The sequence below is a fragment of the Spirulina sp. 06S082 genome (assembly GCF_034932145.1).
In the GTDB taxonomy this organism is placed as follows: Bacteria; Cyanobacteriota; Cyanobacteriia; order Cyanobacteriales; family Spirulinaceae; genus CCY15215.
The window spans coordinates 1-16,470 of sequence record NZ_JAYGHV010000152.1 but is presented as its reverse complement, the minus strand read 5'-3'; the positions used below and the strand labels follow the sequence as shown (position 1 = coordinate 16,470).

Genomic DNA, 16,470 nt, shown 5'->3' with positions numbered 1-16,470 from the left:
GGCATCGGCGGTAAACTGCTTCAACTGTTGAAAACTTTGTTCGACAGGAATCATCGCTTGCCGATTAAGCCAGACTATTCCTGCACCACTAATTCCCAGTCCGACCAGTACCCCCAATGCTAACCCCCAGTCGAGTTGAGTCAAGGTCTCATCTAGTTGAGCTAACGACTGGCTCACCCGCACATAGCCAATTTGTGCTTTGGTATCGCTGTTGATAATGGGAAGCGTCACCGCCTGAATTGCTGGGTTTGTGTCTTGTACCTGAACCAAGGCATGAGGATCGAGCTTTTGTACTAAAATTGTATCGCCTTGCTGCTCGATTAAAGTACCCTGAAGATCGAACCACTGTATGGCTTGCTGCTGTCGCTGTAAATCAGCGATTGAGACATCATCCTCCACCTTAATTTGGCCGCCCTCATACTCGCTGCTAGCGGCAGCACTCTGGCCCAAAGTGGTGAGGCGATCGGTTAACTGCTGCTGCAAATTGCGCCAAAACACCAGCCGCACAACTCCAGCAAAGCTCCCCAATACCAGGGCAAACACAATCAGGTTGGAAATCAGGAGGCGCGTCCGGATGGGTTGAAACATGATTATTCTAAGCGATATCCCATACCGTAAACGTTTTTGATTGGGGGTTCTAGACTGCCTGCCGCCTTCAGCTTGCTGCGTAGGTTAGTGATATGAGTTTTCACTGTGCCTTCTCCAGAGATATCATCAAATTCCCAGAGCTTATCAAGCAGGACTGAGCGGCTGACAATCTGACGGGGATGGCGCAGAAAATATTCTAAGATGCCATACTCCTTTGGAGTCAAGATCAGGGGCAATCCTCCAAATGTTACGGTTTGGATAGCTGGATCGAGGCTAAGTTCGCCGTACTCGAGGCGAGGCTGCATCGGCTCGCGACTTCGGCGCGATAGCGCCCGGATGCGGGCTGCAAGTTCTTCTAGGGTGAATGGCTTGACCAGATAGTCATCCGCCCCGGCATCTAAACCCAAAACTTTATCCTGTGTAGTGTCTTTGGCAGTGAGCATCAAAATTAGGGCGGGAGAATTCATTTGCCGCAAGCGTTGGCAGATACTCATTCCATCTAGTTTGGGCAGCATTAAATCCAGCAAAATCAGATCGTAATCACCGCTATTGGCATAATTCCACCCTTCTAAGCCATCTCGGGCAATCTCCACTACATGGTGCTGATAGCGCAGATCTTTGGCTAAGGGACTGGCAATTCTCTGGTCATCTTCTACAATTAGGATTCTCATAGAACTTCATTTGATAAAACTGGCTGAATTGATTTTCCAGTGCGATCGCCCCGTCAATGCTCAAGACGATAGCATTCATTTTAGTGTGGCCTACAATTTTTAACCTGCTGAAGTTAAAATGGCAAAGTATTTAACGCCAACGCGCACGAGAAATATGGGCAGTACCTTCGGACATCTATTTCGCATTACCACCTTTGGAGAATCCCACGGTGGGGGCGTTGGCGTGGTTATTGATGGCTGTCCACCTCAACTGGAAATTACCCCCGCAGAAATCCAATTTGAACTCGATCGCCGCCGTCCAGGGCAAAGTAAAATCACAACACCCCGCAAAGAAGCCGATCGCTGCGAAATTCTCTCTGGAGTCTTTAACGGCAAAACATTAGGAACCCCTATCGCCATCCTCGTGCGGAACAAAGACCCCCGCCCCCAAGACTATCAAGAGATGGAACAAAAATACCGTCCCTCCCACGCCGATGCCACCTACGACGCAAAATATGGCATCCGTAACTGGCAGGGAGGGGGACGATCCTCCGCTAGAGAAACCATTGGACGAGTCGCGGCCGGGGCGATCGCCAAAAAAATCCTTCGACAGGTGGCAGGAGTTGAAATTGTCGGTTATGTTAAACGAATTAAAGACCTAGAAGCGATCGTCAATGCCGATACCGTCACCCTCGAACAAGTGGAAAGCAATATCGTGCGCTGTCCCAACTCCGAATGCGCCGAACAAATGATAGAACTAATCGATCGCGTCAGACGCGAGAAAAATTCTCTCGGGGGTGTAGTCGAATGTGTCGCCAGAAATGTCCCGAAAGGACTCGGCGAGCCTGTATTTGATAAATTAGAAGCAGATTTAGCCAAAGCAATTATGTCCCTTCCTGCTAGTAAAGGCTTTGAAATTGGCTCCGGTTTTGCCGGTACCCTGTTGACGGGGAGAGAACATAACGACGAATTTTACACCGATGAAAGCGGCGAAATTCGTACCGTTACCAACCGTTCTGGTGGCGTACAAGGCGGCATCAGCAACGGCGAAAATATTATTTTGCGTGCAGCCTTTAAACCAACTGCTACCATAGGCCAAGAGCAAAAAACGGTGACTCGCAGTGGCGAAGCAACCGTTTTAGCCGCCAAAGGGCGACATGACCCTTGCGTTTTGCCGAGAGCCGTGCCTATGGTAGAAGCAATGGTTGCCTTAGTTTTATGCGATCACCTGCTGCGCGATCGGGGTCAATGTACTGTGTTAACGCCTTAAGTGTCCCATGCAAACCATCTCTTCTTCTGAATTTCTAATCCGATTTTGGGGAGTCCGAGGCAGTGTTCCCTCTCCCGGTCCTCAAACCATCCGCTACGGCGGTAATACCTCTTGCGTTGAAATGGAAGTAGGAGGGAAAAGACTCATTTTTGATGGTGGAACGGGACTGCGAGGTTTGGGAAAATACTTGCTCAAATACTCTCCCGTAGAAGCCTTTGTCTTTTTTACCCACTATCATTGGGATCATATCCAAGGAGTGCCTTTCTTTTTCCCCGCCTTTAACGAAGAAGATTGTTTTCACATTCACGGACAGGTTCCCCCGGAAGGGGAGGAAATGAAGATGGAGACGCATTTTCACCATCGCGTCCTTCATGTTGACTCTCCTGTTCCCGTGTCCGATATTAAGGCAAAATTAAAGTTTCACGATATTGTCTGCGGCGAAGTCTTTCACTTAGATGATATTGAAATTGAAACCACCCCCCTCAATCATCCTAATGGTGCAATGGGATATCGCATCAGTTGGGGAGGCTATACGGCGGTTTATTGTACCGATACGGAACATTTCCCCGATCGCCTTGACGAAAATGTTTTACATCTAGCCAGAAATGCGGATATTTTGATTTACGATGCTATGTACACTGATGAAGAATATCACAACCCAAAATCTCCGAAGGTAGGTTGGGGACATTCAACCTGGCAAGAAGGAGCTAAGATTTGCGATGCGGCCGGAGTTAAACGCTTTGTTGTTTTCCATCACGAACCCAATCATAGCGACGATCAACTCGATAAAATTGGTGAAGAGGTGGAAATTCTCAGACCAGGAAGTATTTTGGCAAAGGAAGGACTAGAGGTAATTATTAGTAGGGGTTTGGTCTCCAAACCCCCAGTGTAGGGGTTTGGTCTCCAAACCCCTCTCCAAACCCCTCCAAACCCCTCCAAACCCCCAATATAGGAAAAATATCAAAAATGCGATCGCCGTGAAGAGAATGCTTTTCTGCGGCGATCGCACTTTTTAGACCAAAATATTGGGGGTTTGGAGACCAAACCCCTACTATTTTAATATTATTGATACCAATCACTCGTTGTTTTATACTTTAAATACGAGGAGTTAAAGTAACTTCCCAATTTTTTCCTTTCATATATCCTTGACAATCTAAAAGATAAGGTACTTCGTATAAGAGATCGGGTTCGCCAGTATAAAGAGATTCTTCTAAAACAAACGGTTCAATTACTTCAAGAACTTGTTCTATCGTATTACAAACTCTAGATTGATTAGGAGTGCTAACAAGGTAAACACAATCACGATCTTGGTGACTCACACTTTGGTTTTCGGTTTGAAAGAGATTAAAATTCATGGCGATAGCAGCTTCTTAAAAAGTTGATTTTGAACCGTTGTAACTAGACCCTTAGTATGATTCCCTTTTTAAGGAAACACAGCGATCGCCCTCGCAAATTTCTGTGAATCTAGACCTATGATGATTGCGATCGCCACTATCCTCAAACATTGATCGAGATCGCATCTTCCCTCGCGATCTTTCGTCAATTTTCCCAACCGAATGATGACAAAACATCCGACTTTTCTCCCAAAAATTCCCAGCAAAACCGCAAAACCGAGGCGATCGCTTCCTCGATATCCACAAATTAAGCAATCCTACCGTAATAGCCGATCGCAACCGAAAACAACGGGGATCGATTGGCCTGTGCTAGAATGGGCTGACAACGGGCAAGCAACAGGGATGATAGGTCATGTTTGAACGCTTCACAGAAAAAGCCATCAAGGTCATTATGTTGGCTCAGGAGGAGGCGCGTCGCTTGGGTCACAACTTTGTCGGCACCGAGCAGATTCTCCTGGGTTTGATTGGCGAGGGAACGGGCGTGGCTGCCAAAGTTCTCAAGTCCATGGGCGTTAACCTCAAGGATGCCAGAATTGAAGTCGAAAAAATTATCGGCAGAGGTTCCGGTTTCGTTGCTGTAGAAATTCCCTTTACCCCTAGAGCCAAGCGCGTCTTAGAATTGTCTCTAGAAGAAGCTCGTCAACTCGGGCATAATTACATCGGCACGGAACACTTACTTCTCGGTTTGATTCGCGAAGGAGAAGGGGTTGCGGCACGGGTTTTGGAGAATTTGGGGGTAGACCTCTCCAAGGTCAGAACTCAGGTGATCCGGATGTTGGGGGAAACGGCGGAAGTGCCTGCCAACGCAGGACCCGGCGGACGCACGAAAACGCCAACCCTAGACGAGTTTGGTTCCAATTTAACGCAAATGGCCGCCGATGGCAAGCTCGATCCCGTCGTCGGACGGGTTAAGGAAATCGAGCGGGTTATTCAAATTCTCGGTCGTCGCACTAAAAATAATCCCGTCTTAATTGGCGAACCAGGGGTGGGGAAAACCGCGATCGCCGAAGGTTTGGCCCAGCGTATTGCTCAACAAGATATTCCTGATATTCTCGAAGATAAGCGCGTTGTCACTCTTGACATTGGCTTATTGGTCGCCGGCACCAAATATCGAGGAGAATTTGAGGAACGCCTCAAAAAAATCATGGATGAAATTCGCTCGGCGGGTAATGTGATCTTGGTCATTGACGAGGTTCACACCCTGATCGGAGCCGGTGCCGCAGAAGGGGCGATCGATGCGGCGAATATTCTCAAACCTGCTTTAGCACGAGGGGAATTGCAGTGCATCGGCGCGACAACCCTGGATGAATATCGCAAGCATATCGAGCGAGATGCTGCCTTAGAACGCCGTTTCCAACCCGTTATGGTAGGAGAACCTAGCGTTGAAGAAACCATTGAAATTCTTTACGGTTTGCGGGAACGTTACGAACAGCATCACAAGCTGAAAATTTTAGACGAGGCTTTAGAAGCAGCAGCGAAATTGTCCGATCGCTATATTAGCGATCGCTATCTCCCAGATAAGGCGATCGACCTGATTGACGAAGCGGGTTCGCGAGTGCGCTTAATTAATTCCCAGCTTCCCCCAGCCGCGAAGGAATTAGATAAGGAATTGCGACAAATCCTCAAACAAAAGGATGATGCAGTCAGGGCGCAGGATTTCGATAAAGCCGGGGAATTGCGCGATCGCGAAATGGACATCAAGGCACAAATTCGCACCATCGCTGCGGCCAAGAAAAATGAAGATGGTAGCGAGGAAGAGGGTCCTCACGTTGATTCGGAGGAAATTGCTCACATTGTCGCCTCTTGGACTGGCGTTCCGGTGCAGAAGCTCACGGAAAGCGAGTCCGAAAAGCTCATGAAGATGGAAGATACCTTGCATCAGCGCTTGATCGGTCAAGAGGATGCGGTAAAAGCCGTTTCTCGTGCCATTCGTCGCGCTCGGGTGGGCTTGAAAAATCCCAACCGACCCATTGCTAGTTTTATCTTCTCCGGTCCGACGGGGGTAGGAAAAACCGAATTAACTAAGTCTCTCGCAGCCTATTTCTTCGGCTCGGAAGATGCAATGATCCGGTTGGATATGTCGGAATACATGGAACGTCACACGGTTTCCAAGTTAATCGGCTCCCCACCGGGTTATGTGGGGTATAACGAGGGGGGACAACTCACAGAAGCCGTCCGTCGTCGTCCCTATACCGTCGTTCTCTTTGATGAGATTGAAAAGGCGCATCCCGATGTCTTTAATATGCTCTTGCAAATCCTTGAAGACGGTCGCCTAACGGATGCTAAAGGTCGCACGGTGGACTTTAAGAACACTTTGTTAATTATGACCTCAAACATCGGTTCTAAGGTGATTGAAAAAGGTGCTGCGGGGTTAGGGTTTGAGTTTAGCGATAACCAAGACGATGCCCAATATAATCGCATTCGTTCTTTGGTGAATGAAGAGTTGAAAAACTACTTCCGTCCCGAGTTCCTTAACCGTCTCGATGAGATTATTGTCTTCCGTCAGTTGACTAAGGATGAGGTGAAAGAAATTTCCGAAATCCTGCTCAAAGAAGTGTTCCAACGCTTAACGGAAAAAGAGATTATCTTAACGGTTACGGAAAAATTCAAAGAACGCTTGGTGGAAGAGGGATATAATCCCAGTTATGGGGCGCGTCCTTTACGCCGGGCAATTATGCGCTTGCTGGAGGATGTTCTCGCTGAGGAGATTCTTTCTGGTCGCGTTAAGGAAGGCGATAAAGCAGAGGTTGATATTGATGAAGATAACAAAGTTATCGTTCGTCCTCAACATCAATCTAGGGTTCTTTTAGAAAAGAGTTAAAACTTATTTTTGAGAAGAGTTAGAAGGGGCGCGATCGCGTCCCTTTTTTTGTGCTATTTTTTTATTGGTCGTGTAAAAAATTGAGTTCATACCAAATCCAGTTACCGTAGACTATCATCATCCAATCCCCTTAAGCAAATCGAGTTTTAAAGGAATCTCAATGATAAATTTTGCTCCCTCTCCAATCGCAGAATGGCACTCTAATTTTCCCTTATGTCTTTCGACAATAACTTGATAACCGATCGATAGTCCCAGTCCTGTCCCACTCCCAATAGGTTTAGTGGTAAAAAAAGGATCGAAAATGTGCTTTTGTGTTTCTGGATCGATACCCTTACCATTATCCGCGATCGCGATCTGAACCCAGCAATTGTCGATCGATTGGGTTTGAATAACAATAGCAGGATTTTGAAATTCTTTATTCTCTCGTGCTGTTTCAATGAGAGCATCGATACTATTATTTAAAATATTGAAAAAAACTTGATTTAATTGTCCTGCATAACACTCAATTTCAGGCAAATTATGGTAGGATTTGACAATTTTAATTTCTGGAATACCTCGATCCGATTTTAAGCGATGTTGCAAAAATAAAATCGTACTATCAAGACTTTGATGAATATCAACCATTTTATTTTGAGCCTCATCTAAACGAGAAAATGTTCGCAATCCCACCACAATTTCTTTAACGCGATTAGCTCCACTTCGTATCGATTTGAGCAGTTTGGGTAAGTCTTCGTTAATAAAGTCAAAATCTATTTCTTCTAATTTATCCTCAATTTCTGGTATGGGATTAGGATAAAATTTTTGATAATCGTTGATAATATCTAGTAAATCTTGCGTATATCGATCGACATGGGGAACATTGCCATAAATAAAATTGATAGGATTATTAATTTCGTGAGCAACTCCGGCCACCATTTGCCCTAAACCAGACATTTTTTCAGATTGAATCAATTGCGATTGAGTCTGTTTAAGTTCTCTGAGAGTTTGTTCTAAGGCTTCCTGCTTTTTTTGGATTTCCTCAATCATCTGATTAAAGGCAACAGCAATACAATATAGTTCATCTGAGCCTTTTAATCTAGCCCGAATTGTCAAATTTCCTCCAGATAATCGTTGACTTGTTTTCACCAAATGCGATGCTCGTTTGGTCACAATGTTATCAAAGAAAAACCAGAGTAATGTTCCCAAAATGACGATCGCAATTCCATACCCCAGCGATCGCCTTGTGGCATCTCGATAAGCTATAGCTCGAGTAATCCTTAAATCGTATTCAACTGCTAAAATCCCTACACGCTCGGGAAAAGTATTCCCCACCTTAAACTCCAACCCAACTGGATGAAACATCCACAGTGTTTCTCGATCTTTTCTTAATTGTACTTCTGCTCCTACTTGACGGCGAGCCTGAGTCATTTTCTCCCTAAAAGAAGAAGCATTGGTTTCTTCAATAGAGCGATCGCGCAGCGATCGCTGAGTAGACCATAAAACACGATCGTTCTCATCGAAAATTAAAGCGATATTAATGTTGTGAGCACCTGCTAATTGATCGATGAGAATATCTATCCCTCGCTCATCGCGATCGCGATAAAGATATTCTAATAAACCCACAGTTTGATTTCCTGTAAAAATAGCTTGTCGAGTCATATCTGCTTCTCCCCGCTCGAGAGCGAGAGAGATTTCACGTTGAAAAGATACCGCACTAAACACGGTACCAAACAGGAGAAGAATTATGGAAATAGAAAATCGTAGAGGAAAAGGAAAGCGAGTCATAGACGACAGAGAGATCAATATTTATTTCTTGAGAAAAATACAATTGTATCTAGATTTAAGATTGCTCGATCACCTTAACAAAGCGATCGTCAAATAAATTGTCCAGATCGACTTTTTGTTTCAGAGATTCCTGCTCGATTAGAAAAGTAGTTAATCGTTTTGCTCCCTCATGTAATTCCATATCTTGTCCAGAGAGCAAAACTTTATTCTTCTCCAAATCCATAAGGCGCAATCCTTTCAGAGATTGGGTAAATTCTTCTTGGCTAATCCCTTGACGATCTGCCATCCGTTGCACTGCATCATCAGGGTTTTTCTGAATGTATTGTAAGGCTTTAAACCAACCTTCCGCTAAGGTTTGAAGTTTCTGGGGGAATTTGTCTTGTGTCTCTTGGTAACTGAGGAGAACATCGACAACTTCACCAGGCATTTGACGAGTATCGAAAAGTAAATTTGCCCCTTGTTGGAGTAGTTTGGAGAGAAGAGGATCGTAAGTAATAATAGCATCTATTTCCTTGTCCTCAAAAGCAGTTTCTGGCTCAATCCCATCTAAAGAAACTTGTTTGACTGCATCGAGAGGCAAATCCACACTTTGTAATGCACGGGTAAAAACGAGTAGGGATAAAGCCTCGGGGGTTAAACCGACAGTACGATCTTTCAAGTCTTGAATACTTTTAACCTCAGATTGTCCCACTAGCGCATCCCCACCATTAGAAGTATCTAAGAGTAGCCATAGTCGCAAATCGTTATTTCGTTCTGCACGCAGTAGAGCGCTATCCAAAGTTGACGATAATACATGGATTTCACCATTATCAAATGCTCGTCGCATCTCAGCGATACCAGAATACTCAATAATCTCAAGGGGAGCATCATTAAAATAGCCTAGATCGCGAGCTAAATAAAGAGGTTCATATCCCGTCCAACTGGTCAGACCAATTTTTAAAGGTTGTTGGGGACTGGTATTACAAGCGACAAAGAAACAAGTTAGGAAAGCGATCGCCGAAAAGATAAGTCTGTGAGGAATGCGAGAATACTTCATGGGACTCATTTCAGTCATTCATTTTTCTCAGTATAACCTGACTTTTTTTACTTTAGAGGTGACAAGGAGGCTGAAAAGTAGAGAGAGTAGGAATTTGAGCAAACATCCCCAAAAAAGATTGCGATCGCCTATACTTTAGCTTTTAGCTGCTTTATCAATAGGACTTGAGGGTGAAGTTTTCCTGTGACTTTTGACCCGAGGTTTGAGGTGCGATCGCCCGTAGATTAACCAAGTTGGGCAATGTTAAGCTATTTTTAAATGGCGATCGCACCTCAATGGGATCGCACCCTTTTATTTACCCATGCTCAAAAACGAACTTTGGCGCGATCGCTCTTTCCGTCTTCTACTGTACCTTGAATGGATTCTCTTAGGAATTGCTCTCATTGCCGCCCTTTCCCCGCAAAATTTACCTCCCCCTCATCGTTTGGGTTGGCAAACACCTCCTCCTCTGCGATCGCGTCCCTTCCCCATCGGCGCGATCGGCTGTATTGGCTTATTGGGATTACTGGGCTTGCGTTTGCCAACAGGAGGGAGACTGCAAAAAATCCTCTATGTGGCTTTAGGGTTTGGGTTATGCTGGTTGGCAATTTTCCTCGGTGGTCGCCGGGAATCCCTCTTTTTTGCCCTACTATTAATCGTTGTGATTCGCGCTTGTATTCTCTTCCCTTGGCCGGGACGTTTAACCGTTGCTTTATGTGCTTACGGATTCTTTATTCTGCGCCTCATCTTGAGAATTTATTGGGTTATTCAGCGCCATAATACCATTAGGCCAGGGGAAATTGCTTCGGAATGGTTGCGAATTGCTTTTGGTTTTGCTATTAATTCTGCCTTACTATTTGGGCTAGTTTTAGCCTTTGTTTTGTTAATGGTCGGGTCGTTACTTTCAGAACGTCAAAGCCGTCAAGCACTGACTAGCGCTAACGATCGCCTCCGCAAGTATTCCCTGTTAATCGAAAATCAAGCCACCCTACAAGAGAGAACCCGCATCGCCAGAGAAATGCACGATTCTGTCGGTCATTCTCTCACTGCCCAAAGTATTCAACTGGAAAACGCCGCCCTCTATTTTGCCCAAAATCCGGAAAAAGCCCGCTATCATCTCACAGAAGCGCAACGTTTGAATAAAGAGGCTCTCACAGATGTACGTCAGTCTGTAGCCAGTTTGAGAAACCCACCCTTACAAGGGCGATCGCTGGATTTGGCCTTAAAAAAATTAATCCGGGAATTTCAACAAACTACCCAGATCGAGGTTATTTCGCAATGTAGGGGTTTGGTCTCCAAACCCTCCAAACCCCTACATCCAGAAATTCAAACCGTTCTTTATCGCGTCGTCCAAGAAGCCCTCACTAATATTACCAAACATAGTCAAGCCGATCGCGTCGAATTAGAGATATCCTCGAGTGCGATCGCCATCGATCTAGAAATCAAAGACAACGGTACAGGATTTGAACCGTGCGAAAATACGACAGGTTTTGGCTTGCAGGGAATGCAAGAACGAGTTGAAGCCTTGGGAGGGCGTTTTTCTCTTCACAGTCAGCCTGGTTTAGGCTGTCAAATTTGCATTAACATTCCGGCGATCGGTTGATAGTTGAGGAAATATTGAACAAACCGATCGCCCCTCCCCCATCAGGATCTTCGCACATTAAAACAGCACCATTCCCCTTGCCGCCAGAGGGTTGCCACTATCCAACCTTCTTCCTCGAGGCGATCGGCAATAGGTTTAGCTTGGTCCAAGAGAATACCACTGAGAATACCCCAGCCTTTAGGTTTGGTAATTTCCGTCATTTGGGGAATCATTTCGATAATCACTTCCGCCAAGATATTACAAACAATGCCATCGACCTGTCCTCCTGCTAAAGAGAGAATGCGATCGATACTTCCCTTTTGTGCGATCAACTGTTGAGCATCAATTTGATTGAGATCGCGGTTAACCTCCGTGGATTTAATCGCCATCGCATCCGTATCTACCGCGTAGGCTTGCTTTGCCCCGATTAAAATCGCCCCAATGGAGAGAATACCCGAACCGCAACCAATATCCGCGATCGCGATTTCTTCCTTTTCCTCCCCCCAAACCCGCATTTCCAGCGCCTCCAAACAGAGTTGCGTCGTGGGATGAGTCCCCGTCCCAAAAGCCGCCCCAGGATCGATACGAATGATAGCGCGATCGCTATTCTCGGGAGGAGTCAACCACACCGGATAAATCAAAAAGCGATCGCCCACCTCCTGCGCCTGCCAATACTTTTTCCAGGTACTCCCCCAATCTTCCTCATCGATTAACTTCCATTGAGTCATCGGTAGCGGCATCTCCACCGCAAGGGCATCTTGACGCAACCAGAGAGACAAAGCCGCCAAATCCAAAGAACGCGCCAAATCCTGCGGGAAATATGCTCTCATGGACAAAGATTCCCCTTGTCGTTCGCTAGCCGTCCCCTGACAGCCAAACTTATCCAGCCGCCAAAAAACCAGATCCTCTAAGATCGGTTCGCACAGAACATGAATTTCCCACCAGTTATTTGACATTGTGTTTGGGTACTTGGTAATGGGTTAGGACTTACACAGCTAGGGAGCGAGACTTACACAGCTAGGGAGCGAGACGCTCCCACTACTGTATTCTATTGTTACGGTAGTGCGTGAATCTTGCCCGTTAATAGGTAAGTCCTATAGATAATCGGCTTTCTCTTCTGGCTTTACAACATCACCGTATAAGCATCATTAATGCCAGGAATTTCCGTAATTTCTTTCAGCAATTCATCGGGAAGAGGATCGTCCAAACTCACCGCCATGATTGCATTACCCCGCACGATCTGACGACCCACCTGCATACTGGCAATATTGACATTAAAATTCCCCAACAACGTTCCCAACCTGCCAATAATACCCGGCATATCCCGGTGTAAAGTGAAGAGCATATGGGAACTGGGAGGTAAATTGATCGGGAATCCGTTAATATTCGTCACCCGAATTTCCCCATCTTCCAACAAAACACCAGTAACAGAATGTTCTCCTAAAGAACCTCGGGCATCAAGATGCAAAGAACCAGAATAGTCCGATGCCGAAGCATCTTTGGTTTCAATCACCCGAATGCCCCGTTCTTTGGCCTCAATACTGGCATTCACATAGTTTACTCGTTCCCTCAGAGCTTGATAAAGTAATCCTTTCAAAGCCGCAACAACAATCGGTTGACTTTGTTCGGTGGCTAAATTCCCCTGCAAGCGGACGGTAAAATGATCGATGCGTCCTCCTGCCAATTGTCCGACTAAATTTCCTAATGTTTCTGCTAATTGTAAATAGGGCTTGAGTTTCTCCATCACTTTAGGATTCAAACCGGGAATATTAACCGCCGATCGCGCTGGAAGTCCTAATAAAACATCCCGAATTTGTTCGGCAACATCTACAGCAACGTTAACTTGGGCTTCAGCCGTGGAAGCGCCTAAATGGGGCGTGAGGACAATGTTTTCCCCCACTTCCCGTAAAGGCGATTCCCCCAAAGGTTCGCTATCAAAGACATCTAAAGCCGCACCCGCAATTTTGCCTGTTTTTAAGGCTTCAGCCAGAGCAGTTTCATCAATGATCCCACCTCGGGCGCAATTAATAATGCGAGTGGTGGGCTTCATTTTAGCAAGAGCCTCCGCATTAATTAAATTTGCCGTTTCAGGAGTTTTAGGGACATGGAGGGTAATATAGTCAGATTCTCGGAAAAGAATATCCAAATCCACTAAACGACAGCCCAATTGTTCGGCGCGTTCGGAAGAAATAAAGGGATCGTAAGCCAGCAATTTCATGTCCATCACTTTTGCTACAGTGGCGACATGAGAGCCAATTTTACCCAAACCGACGACCCCGAGGGTTTTTTTGGAAACTTCGGCACCGACGAAACGCTTGCGATCCCACTGACCCTCTTTCAAAGATTGGTTAGCCGCAGGAATGTGACGAGAGAGGGATAGCATCATCGCCAGGGCGTGTTCTGCGGCGGCGGTGGTGTTACCCTCGGGAGAGTTAACAACGACGATTCCTCGGCGCGTAGCGGCAGGAATATCGATGTTATCAACTCCGACCCCTGCACGCCCGATAATTTTTAATTGGGTTCCTGCATCGATGACTTCTTGGGTTGCTTTGGTTCCCGATCGCACCATGAGGGCATCATATTCAGGAATAATTTTTATCAGTTCTTCTAGGGGAAGTTTGGTTTTAACATCAACTTGAGCAACTTGAGAGAGAATGTCAATGCCTGCTTGGTCGATGGGGTCAGAGACAAGAACTTTGGCCATAATGATAAAAACAAATTTAAAAAACTACAAAGTAGGAAATTTTCAGGAATGCAGTAGGCATTGTAGCGAGAAATGCACCATAATAAGGAGTTTGTTGCAAAGATTTTGAATTTTTCGGGTTTATGAGTTATTTAATTGCAGTGTTGCCCGATCGCATTCAGGCGGAAGAAGCCTATACATCTTTGGAGAAGGCGGGTATCTCTACGGATTTATTAACGATTGTGGGTCGCGGTTATAAAAGTGCCGATGAGTTTGGCTTTGTAGATCCAGGACAACAGGCCAAGAAACAGGCTATTTTTATGGCAGCGTGGCTGATTCCTTTTGGTTTTGCGGCGGGGTTTACTTTTAATGCGATCGCCCACACGAATGTTTTTACTTGGACGGGACAGTTCGGGAATAATATTCTCGGCGGCTTTTTGGGGGCGATGGGGGGTTCGATGGGTAGTATTTTTGTTGGCGGTGGTGTAGGTTTATCTCAAGGGAGTGGCGATGCGCTTCCTTATCGCAACCGCTTGCAGGAAGGCAAATATTTAGTGATTGTCAACGGTTCAAAACCGACTCATAATAAAGCCACGCCAATTTTGCGGCAATTTAACCCCGAAACTTTACAAGGTTATACCGAACAGTTTTAACTAAATTCCCACCCTCCCCACCCTCCCCACACTCCCCAAACCCCCCACACCCCCCACACCTCAAAAAAAATGCTACCCAAAGAAGAATTATTAAAAGGGGTTGACAACCGCGAAGAAATGGTGCGTATTATCGATCGCGCTGAACAAGCCTTGAAGACTTGGGAAGTGACGGTGACGGATTTTTTCTCCCCTCCAGTAGTCATGGAGGTTCGGGAAAGATTTGCTAAGTTAACGGAGTTGAAGTTATTGGCCTGGGGGGGATATCCTCAAGCAGAACGCCAAAGAATCGCGATCGCCCGGTCTGAATTGCCCTTAGAGGAGTCTCAAGTGGAATTAGCGGCGATCGATATTGCAGGGAATTTTTTGTTCGATCCCGCGACTCATCGGGACTTTTTGGGGGCTATTTTAGGGACGGGGGTAGTCCGAGAAAAAATTGGCGATATTTTAGTCTTGGGGGAACGAGGGGGACAGGCGATCGTTGTGCCGGAATTGGTAGATTTTTTGCAAGGCACTTTGCTGCAAGTGCGATCGGTGCCTGTCAAGGTACGACCCATCGAGATCGGTGAATTAAAAGTTCGTCCCCCAACTAAGAAGGAAATGACAACAGTGGAAGCCTCGTTGCGTTTGGATGCGATCGCCTCGGCAGGTTTAGGGCTTTCTCGCAATAAAATGGTAGAGGCGATTTCTTCGGGAGATGTACGGGTAAATTGGAAAGAAATTTCCCAACCCAGTTACACGGTAAAATCGGGGGATTTGATTTCTATGCGAGGAAAAGGAAGGGTTGAAATAGGGGAAATTGCCGTGACGAAGAAACAACGCTATCGAGTCCAAATGACAAGATTCAAATAAGAAATGGGTGCATCTCAAATTTGTAATTCAGTAATTCATGGGTTTGGGAACCAAACCCCTACTTCAGGAGAAATTTATTTTCGGTCATTAAAATTACACAAAACGATGCGATCGCCTGCGATCTCTTCATTTTTCGTAAAGTTTGTTATCTTTGTTGTTAAAAAAATAAGTAAATCTCAACTTCTGTCATTCTTTCTGCTAGGTTTAGGAGCAAGTATCTTAGGGTTCTGGTGTGTTATAACATCAAAACTGTAGATGCTCTATTTTAGAACTTCTTCATTTCCTAAAACAACTTCCTAAAACAACTATGTTTGCATCAGATATATTTGCATCAGACGCAATTCAGCAACTCTCGCTCTATTTGTTTTATCCTTCTCTCCTCATTTGTGCGAGTTTTGGAATTTACCAAGGTTGGCAACTCCGCAATAAAGCACTTTGGGGGGCAATTATTTTCTATATTCTCGGACAAGTTGCCGTTCATTCTACTCATCTAGAAATTAATATGATAGGGGGCATGATGTTTGCTCTCACATTGGGTCTAGTTTTGGGCTATTTTCCTCACGGCTTATTTAACGTTTGGACGGGTCAATTATTTCGCCGCAATTGGTAACAAGATAAGGCGATCGCGTTGGTGGCATCTCATTTACAATTGCAATAGTATAAAGTTAATGGGAAACGCGATCGCAAATTCTGCGATCGGAAAAAAATTATTATGGCGATCGCACTGGCTCGATGGAGTCTCGATGAATATCATCAGATGATTATTACAGGATTACTGGATGAGCGCCATCTGGAACTATTGCAGGGAGACATTGTTGAAATACCACCAGAGGGACCCGAACACGCTTATCTGGGAACTCGTACCGATAAATATTTAACACGCTTATTAGGCGATCGCGCCGAAGTCCGTCAAAGTCATCCTATTACCCTCAGCGATCATTCAGAACCGGAACCCGATATCGCGATCGTGCGCCCTTTAGGTGGAGAATATCGATATCGACACCCGAATGCAGAAGAAGTCTTTTGGCTCATTGAATATGCCAATAAGCTAAAACGCGGCTAAGTGACATATAATAAGGATAGTAGATTTGGAGAAAAGAGAAAAAATGCCAGCCAAGAACTGTTTATCGCCAGAAGAAAAGAAAAATTTACAAGAGGCGATGAGAAATGAAGAAAGACCAGAGGTAAGAGAAAGAATATT

15 protein-coding genes and 1 pseudogene are annotated in these 16,470 nt (G+C 45.4%); 9 read left to right on the top strand and 7 right to left on the bottom strand.

Annotated elements, in window-relative coordinates; all coding sequences use genetic code 11:
• Positions 1–588 (bottom strand): annotated as a pseudogene (locus VB714_RS11470) (sensor histidine kinase); the annotation flags it as partial.
• A gap of 2 nt (positions 589–590) precedes the next feature.
• On the bottom strand, positions 591–1,259 hold the full coding sequence (locus tag VB714_RS11465; RefSeq protein WP_323224209.1) for a response regulator transcription factor: 669 nt from the start codon (positions 1,257–1,259) through the stop codon (positions 591–593).
• 154 nt (positions 1,260–1,413) lie between these two features.
• On the opposite strand from VB714_RS11465, the gene aroC reads away from it, so the two are divergent.
• Together aroC and VB714_RS11455 are read left to right on the top strand one after the other, a co-directional pair.
• Positions 1,414–2,508 carry a chorismate synthase gene (gene aroC, locus VB714_RS11460; protein ID WP_416309657.1) on the top strand — a complete coding sequence of 365 codons (1,095 nt, stop codon included), beginning with the start codon at positions 1,414–1,416 and terminating at the stop codon, positions 2,506–2,508.
• A gap of 7 nt (positions 2,509–2,515) precedes the next feature.
• Positions 2,516–3,400, top strand: coding sequence for an MBL fold metallo-hydrolase (locus tag VB714_RS11455; protein ID WP_323224204.1), 885 nt, complete (start codon positions 2,516–2,518; stop codon positions 3,398–3,400).
• Between the two features lie 202 nt (positions 3,401–3,602).
• Here VB714_RS11455 and VB714_RS11450 read toward each other — a convergent pair whose 3' ends face one another.
• Entirely contained in the window at positions 3,603–3,827 is a 225-nt protein-coding gene (locus VB714_RS11450; protein ID WP_323224202.1) for a hypothetical protein, read from the bottom strand.
• Between the two features lie 237 nt (positions 3,828–4,064).
• Here VB714_RS11450 and VB714_RS11445 point away from each other — a divergent pair, with 237 nt between their 5' ends.
• Positions 4,065–4,262 carry a hypothetical protein gene (locus VB714_RS11445; protein ID WP_323224200.1) on the top strand — a complete coding sequence of 66 codons (198 nt, stop codon included), beginning with the start codon at positions 4,065–4,067 and terminating at the stop codon, positions 4,260–4,262.
• Positions 4,255–6,723 (top strand): ATP-dependent Clp protease ATP-binding subunit, encoded by a 2,469-nt coding sequence (locus VB714_RS11440; protein ID WP_323224198.1) that lies wholly within the window; start codon positions 4,255–4,257, stop codon positions 6,721–6,723. The genes VB714_RS11445 and VB714_RS11440 overlap by 8 nt, the downstream gene beginning before the upstream one ends.
• 117 nt (positions 6,724–6,840) lie before the next feature.
• Here VB714_RS11440 and VB714_RS11435 read toward each other — a convergent pair whose 3' ends face one another.
• Both VB714_RS11435 and VB714_RS11430 read right to left on the bottom strand, forming a co-directional pair.
• Positions 6,841–8,487 (bottom strand): ATP-binding protein, encoded by a 1,647-nt coding sequence (locus VB714_RS11435; protein WP_323224196.1) that lies wholly within the window; start codon positions 8,485–8,487, stop codon positions 6,841–6,843.
• Between the two features lie 55 nt (positions 8,488–8,542).
• The gene (locus tag VB714_RS11430) at positions 8,543–9,541 is read right to left on the bottom strand and encodes an ABC transporter substrate-binding protein (RefSeq protein ID WP_323224194.1); all 999 of its coding nucleotides are present in this window, start codon (positions 9,539–9,541) and stop codon (positions 8,543–8,545) included.
• A 283-nt stretch (positions 9,542–9,824) separates the two neighbouring features.
• Here VB714_RS11430 and VB714_RS11425 point away from each other — a divergent pair, with 283 nt between their 5' ends.
• Entirely contained in the window at positions 9,825–11,105 is a 1,281-nt protein-coding gene (locus tag VB714_RS11425; protein ID WP_323224191.1) for a sensor histidine kinase, read from the top strand.
• Positions 11,106–11,146: 41 nt separating this feature from the next.
• Here the strand turns inward: VB714_RS11425 and prmA are convergent, their stop codons facing one another.
• Both prmA and serA read right to left on the bottom strand, forming a co-directional pair.
• Positions 11,147–12,040: a 50S ribosomal protein L11 methyltransferase gene (prmA, locus tag VB714_RS11420; protein WP_323224189.1), complete on the bottom strand. Its 894-nt coding sequence runs from the start codon at positions 12,038–12,040 to the stop codon at positions 11,147–11,149.
• A gap of 167 nt (positions 12,041–12,207) precedes the next feature.
• Positions 12,208–13,788, bottom strand: a complete 1,581-nt coding sequence (gene serA, locus VB714_RS11415; protein ID WP_323224187.1) for a phosphoglycerate dehydrogenase — start codon at positions 13,786–13,788, stop codon at positions 12,208–12,210.
• Positions 13,789–13,910: 122 nt separating this feature from the next.
• Between serA and VB714_RS11410 the strand changes: the two genes are divergently transcribed.
• The 4 genes from VB714_RS11410 (at position 13,911) to VB714_RS11395 (ending at position 16,332) form a co-directional block, all read left to right on the top strand.
• Entirely contained in the window at positions 13,911–14,420 is a 510-nt protein-coding gene (locus VB714_RS11410) for a hypothetical protein (RefSeq protein ID WP_323224185.1), read from the top strand.
• Positions 14,421–14,489: 69 nt separating this feature from the next.
• Complete coding sequence (locus VB714_RS11405) at positions 14,490–15,269, top strand: photosystem II S4 domain protein (protein WP_323224182.1); 780 nt, start codon at positions 14,490–14,492, stop codon at positions 15,267–15,269.
• Between the two features lie 307 nt (positions 15,270–15,576).
• Positions 15,577–15,879: a hypothetical protein gene (locus VB714_RS11400; RefSeq protein WP_323224180.1), complete on the top strand. Its 303-nt coding sequence runs from the start codon at positions 15,577–15,579 to the stop codon at positions 15,877–15,879.
• Positions 15,880–15,981: 102 nt separating this feature from the next.
• On the top strand, positions 15,982–16,332 hold the full coding sequence (locus VB714_RS11395; protein WP_323224178.1) for a Uma2 family endonuclease: 351 nt from the start codon (positions 15,982–15,984) through the stop codon (positions 16,330–16,332).
• Positions 16,333–16,470: the final 138 nt, after the last annotated feature.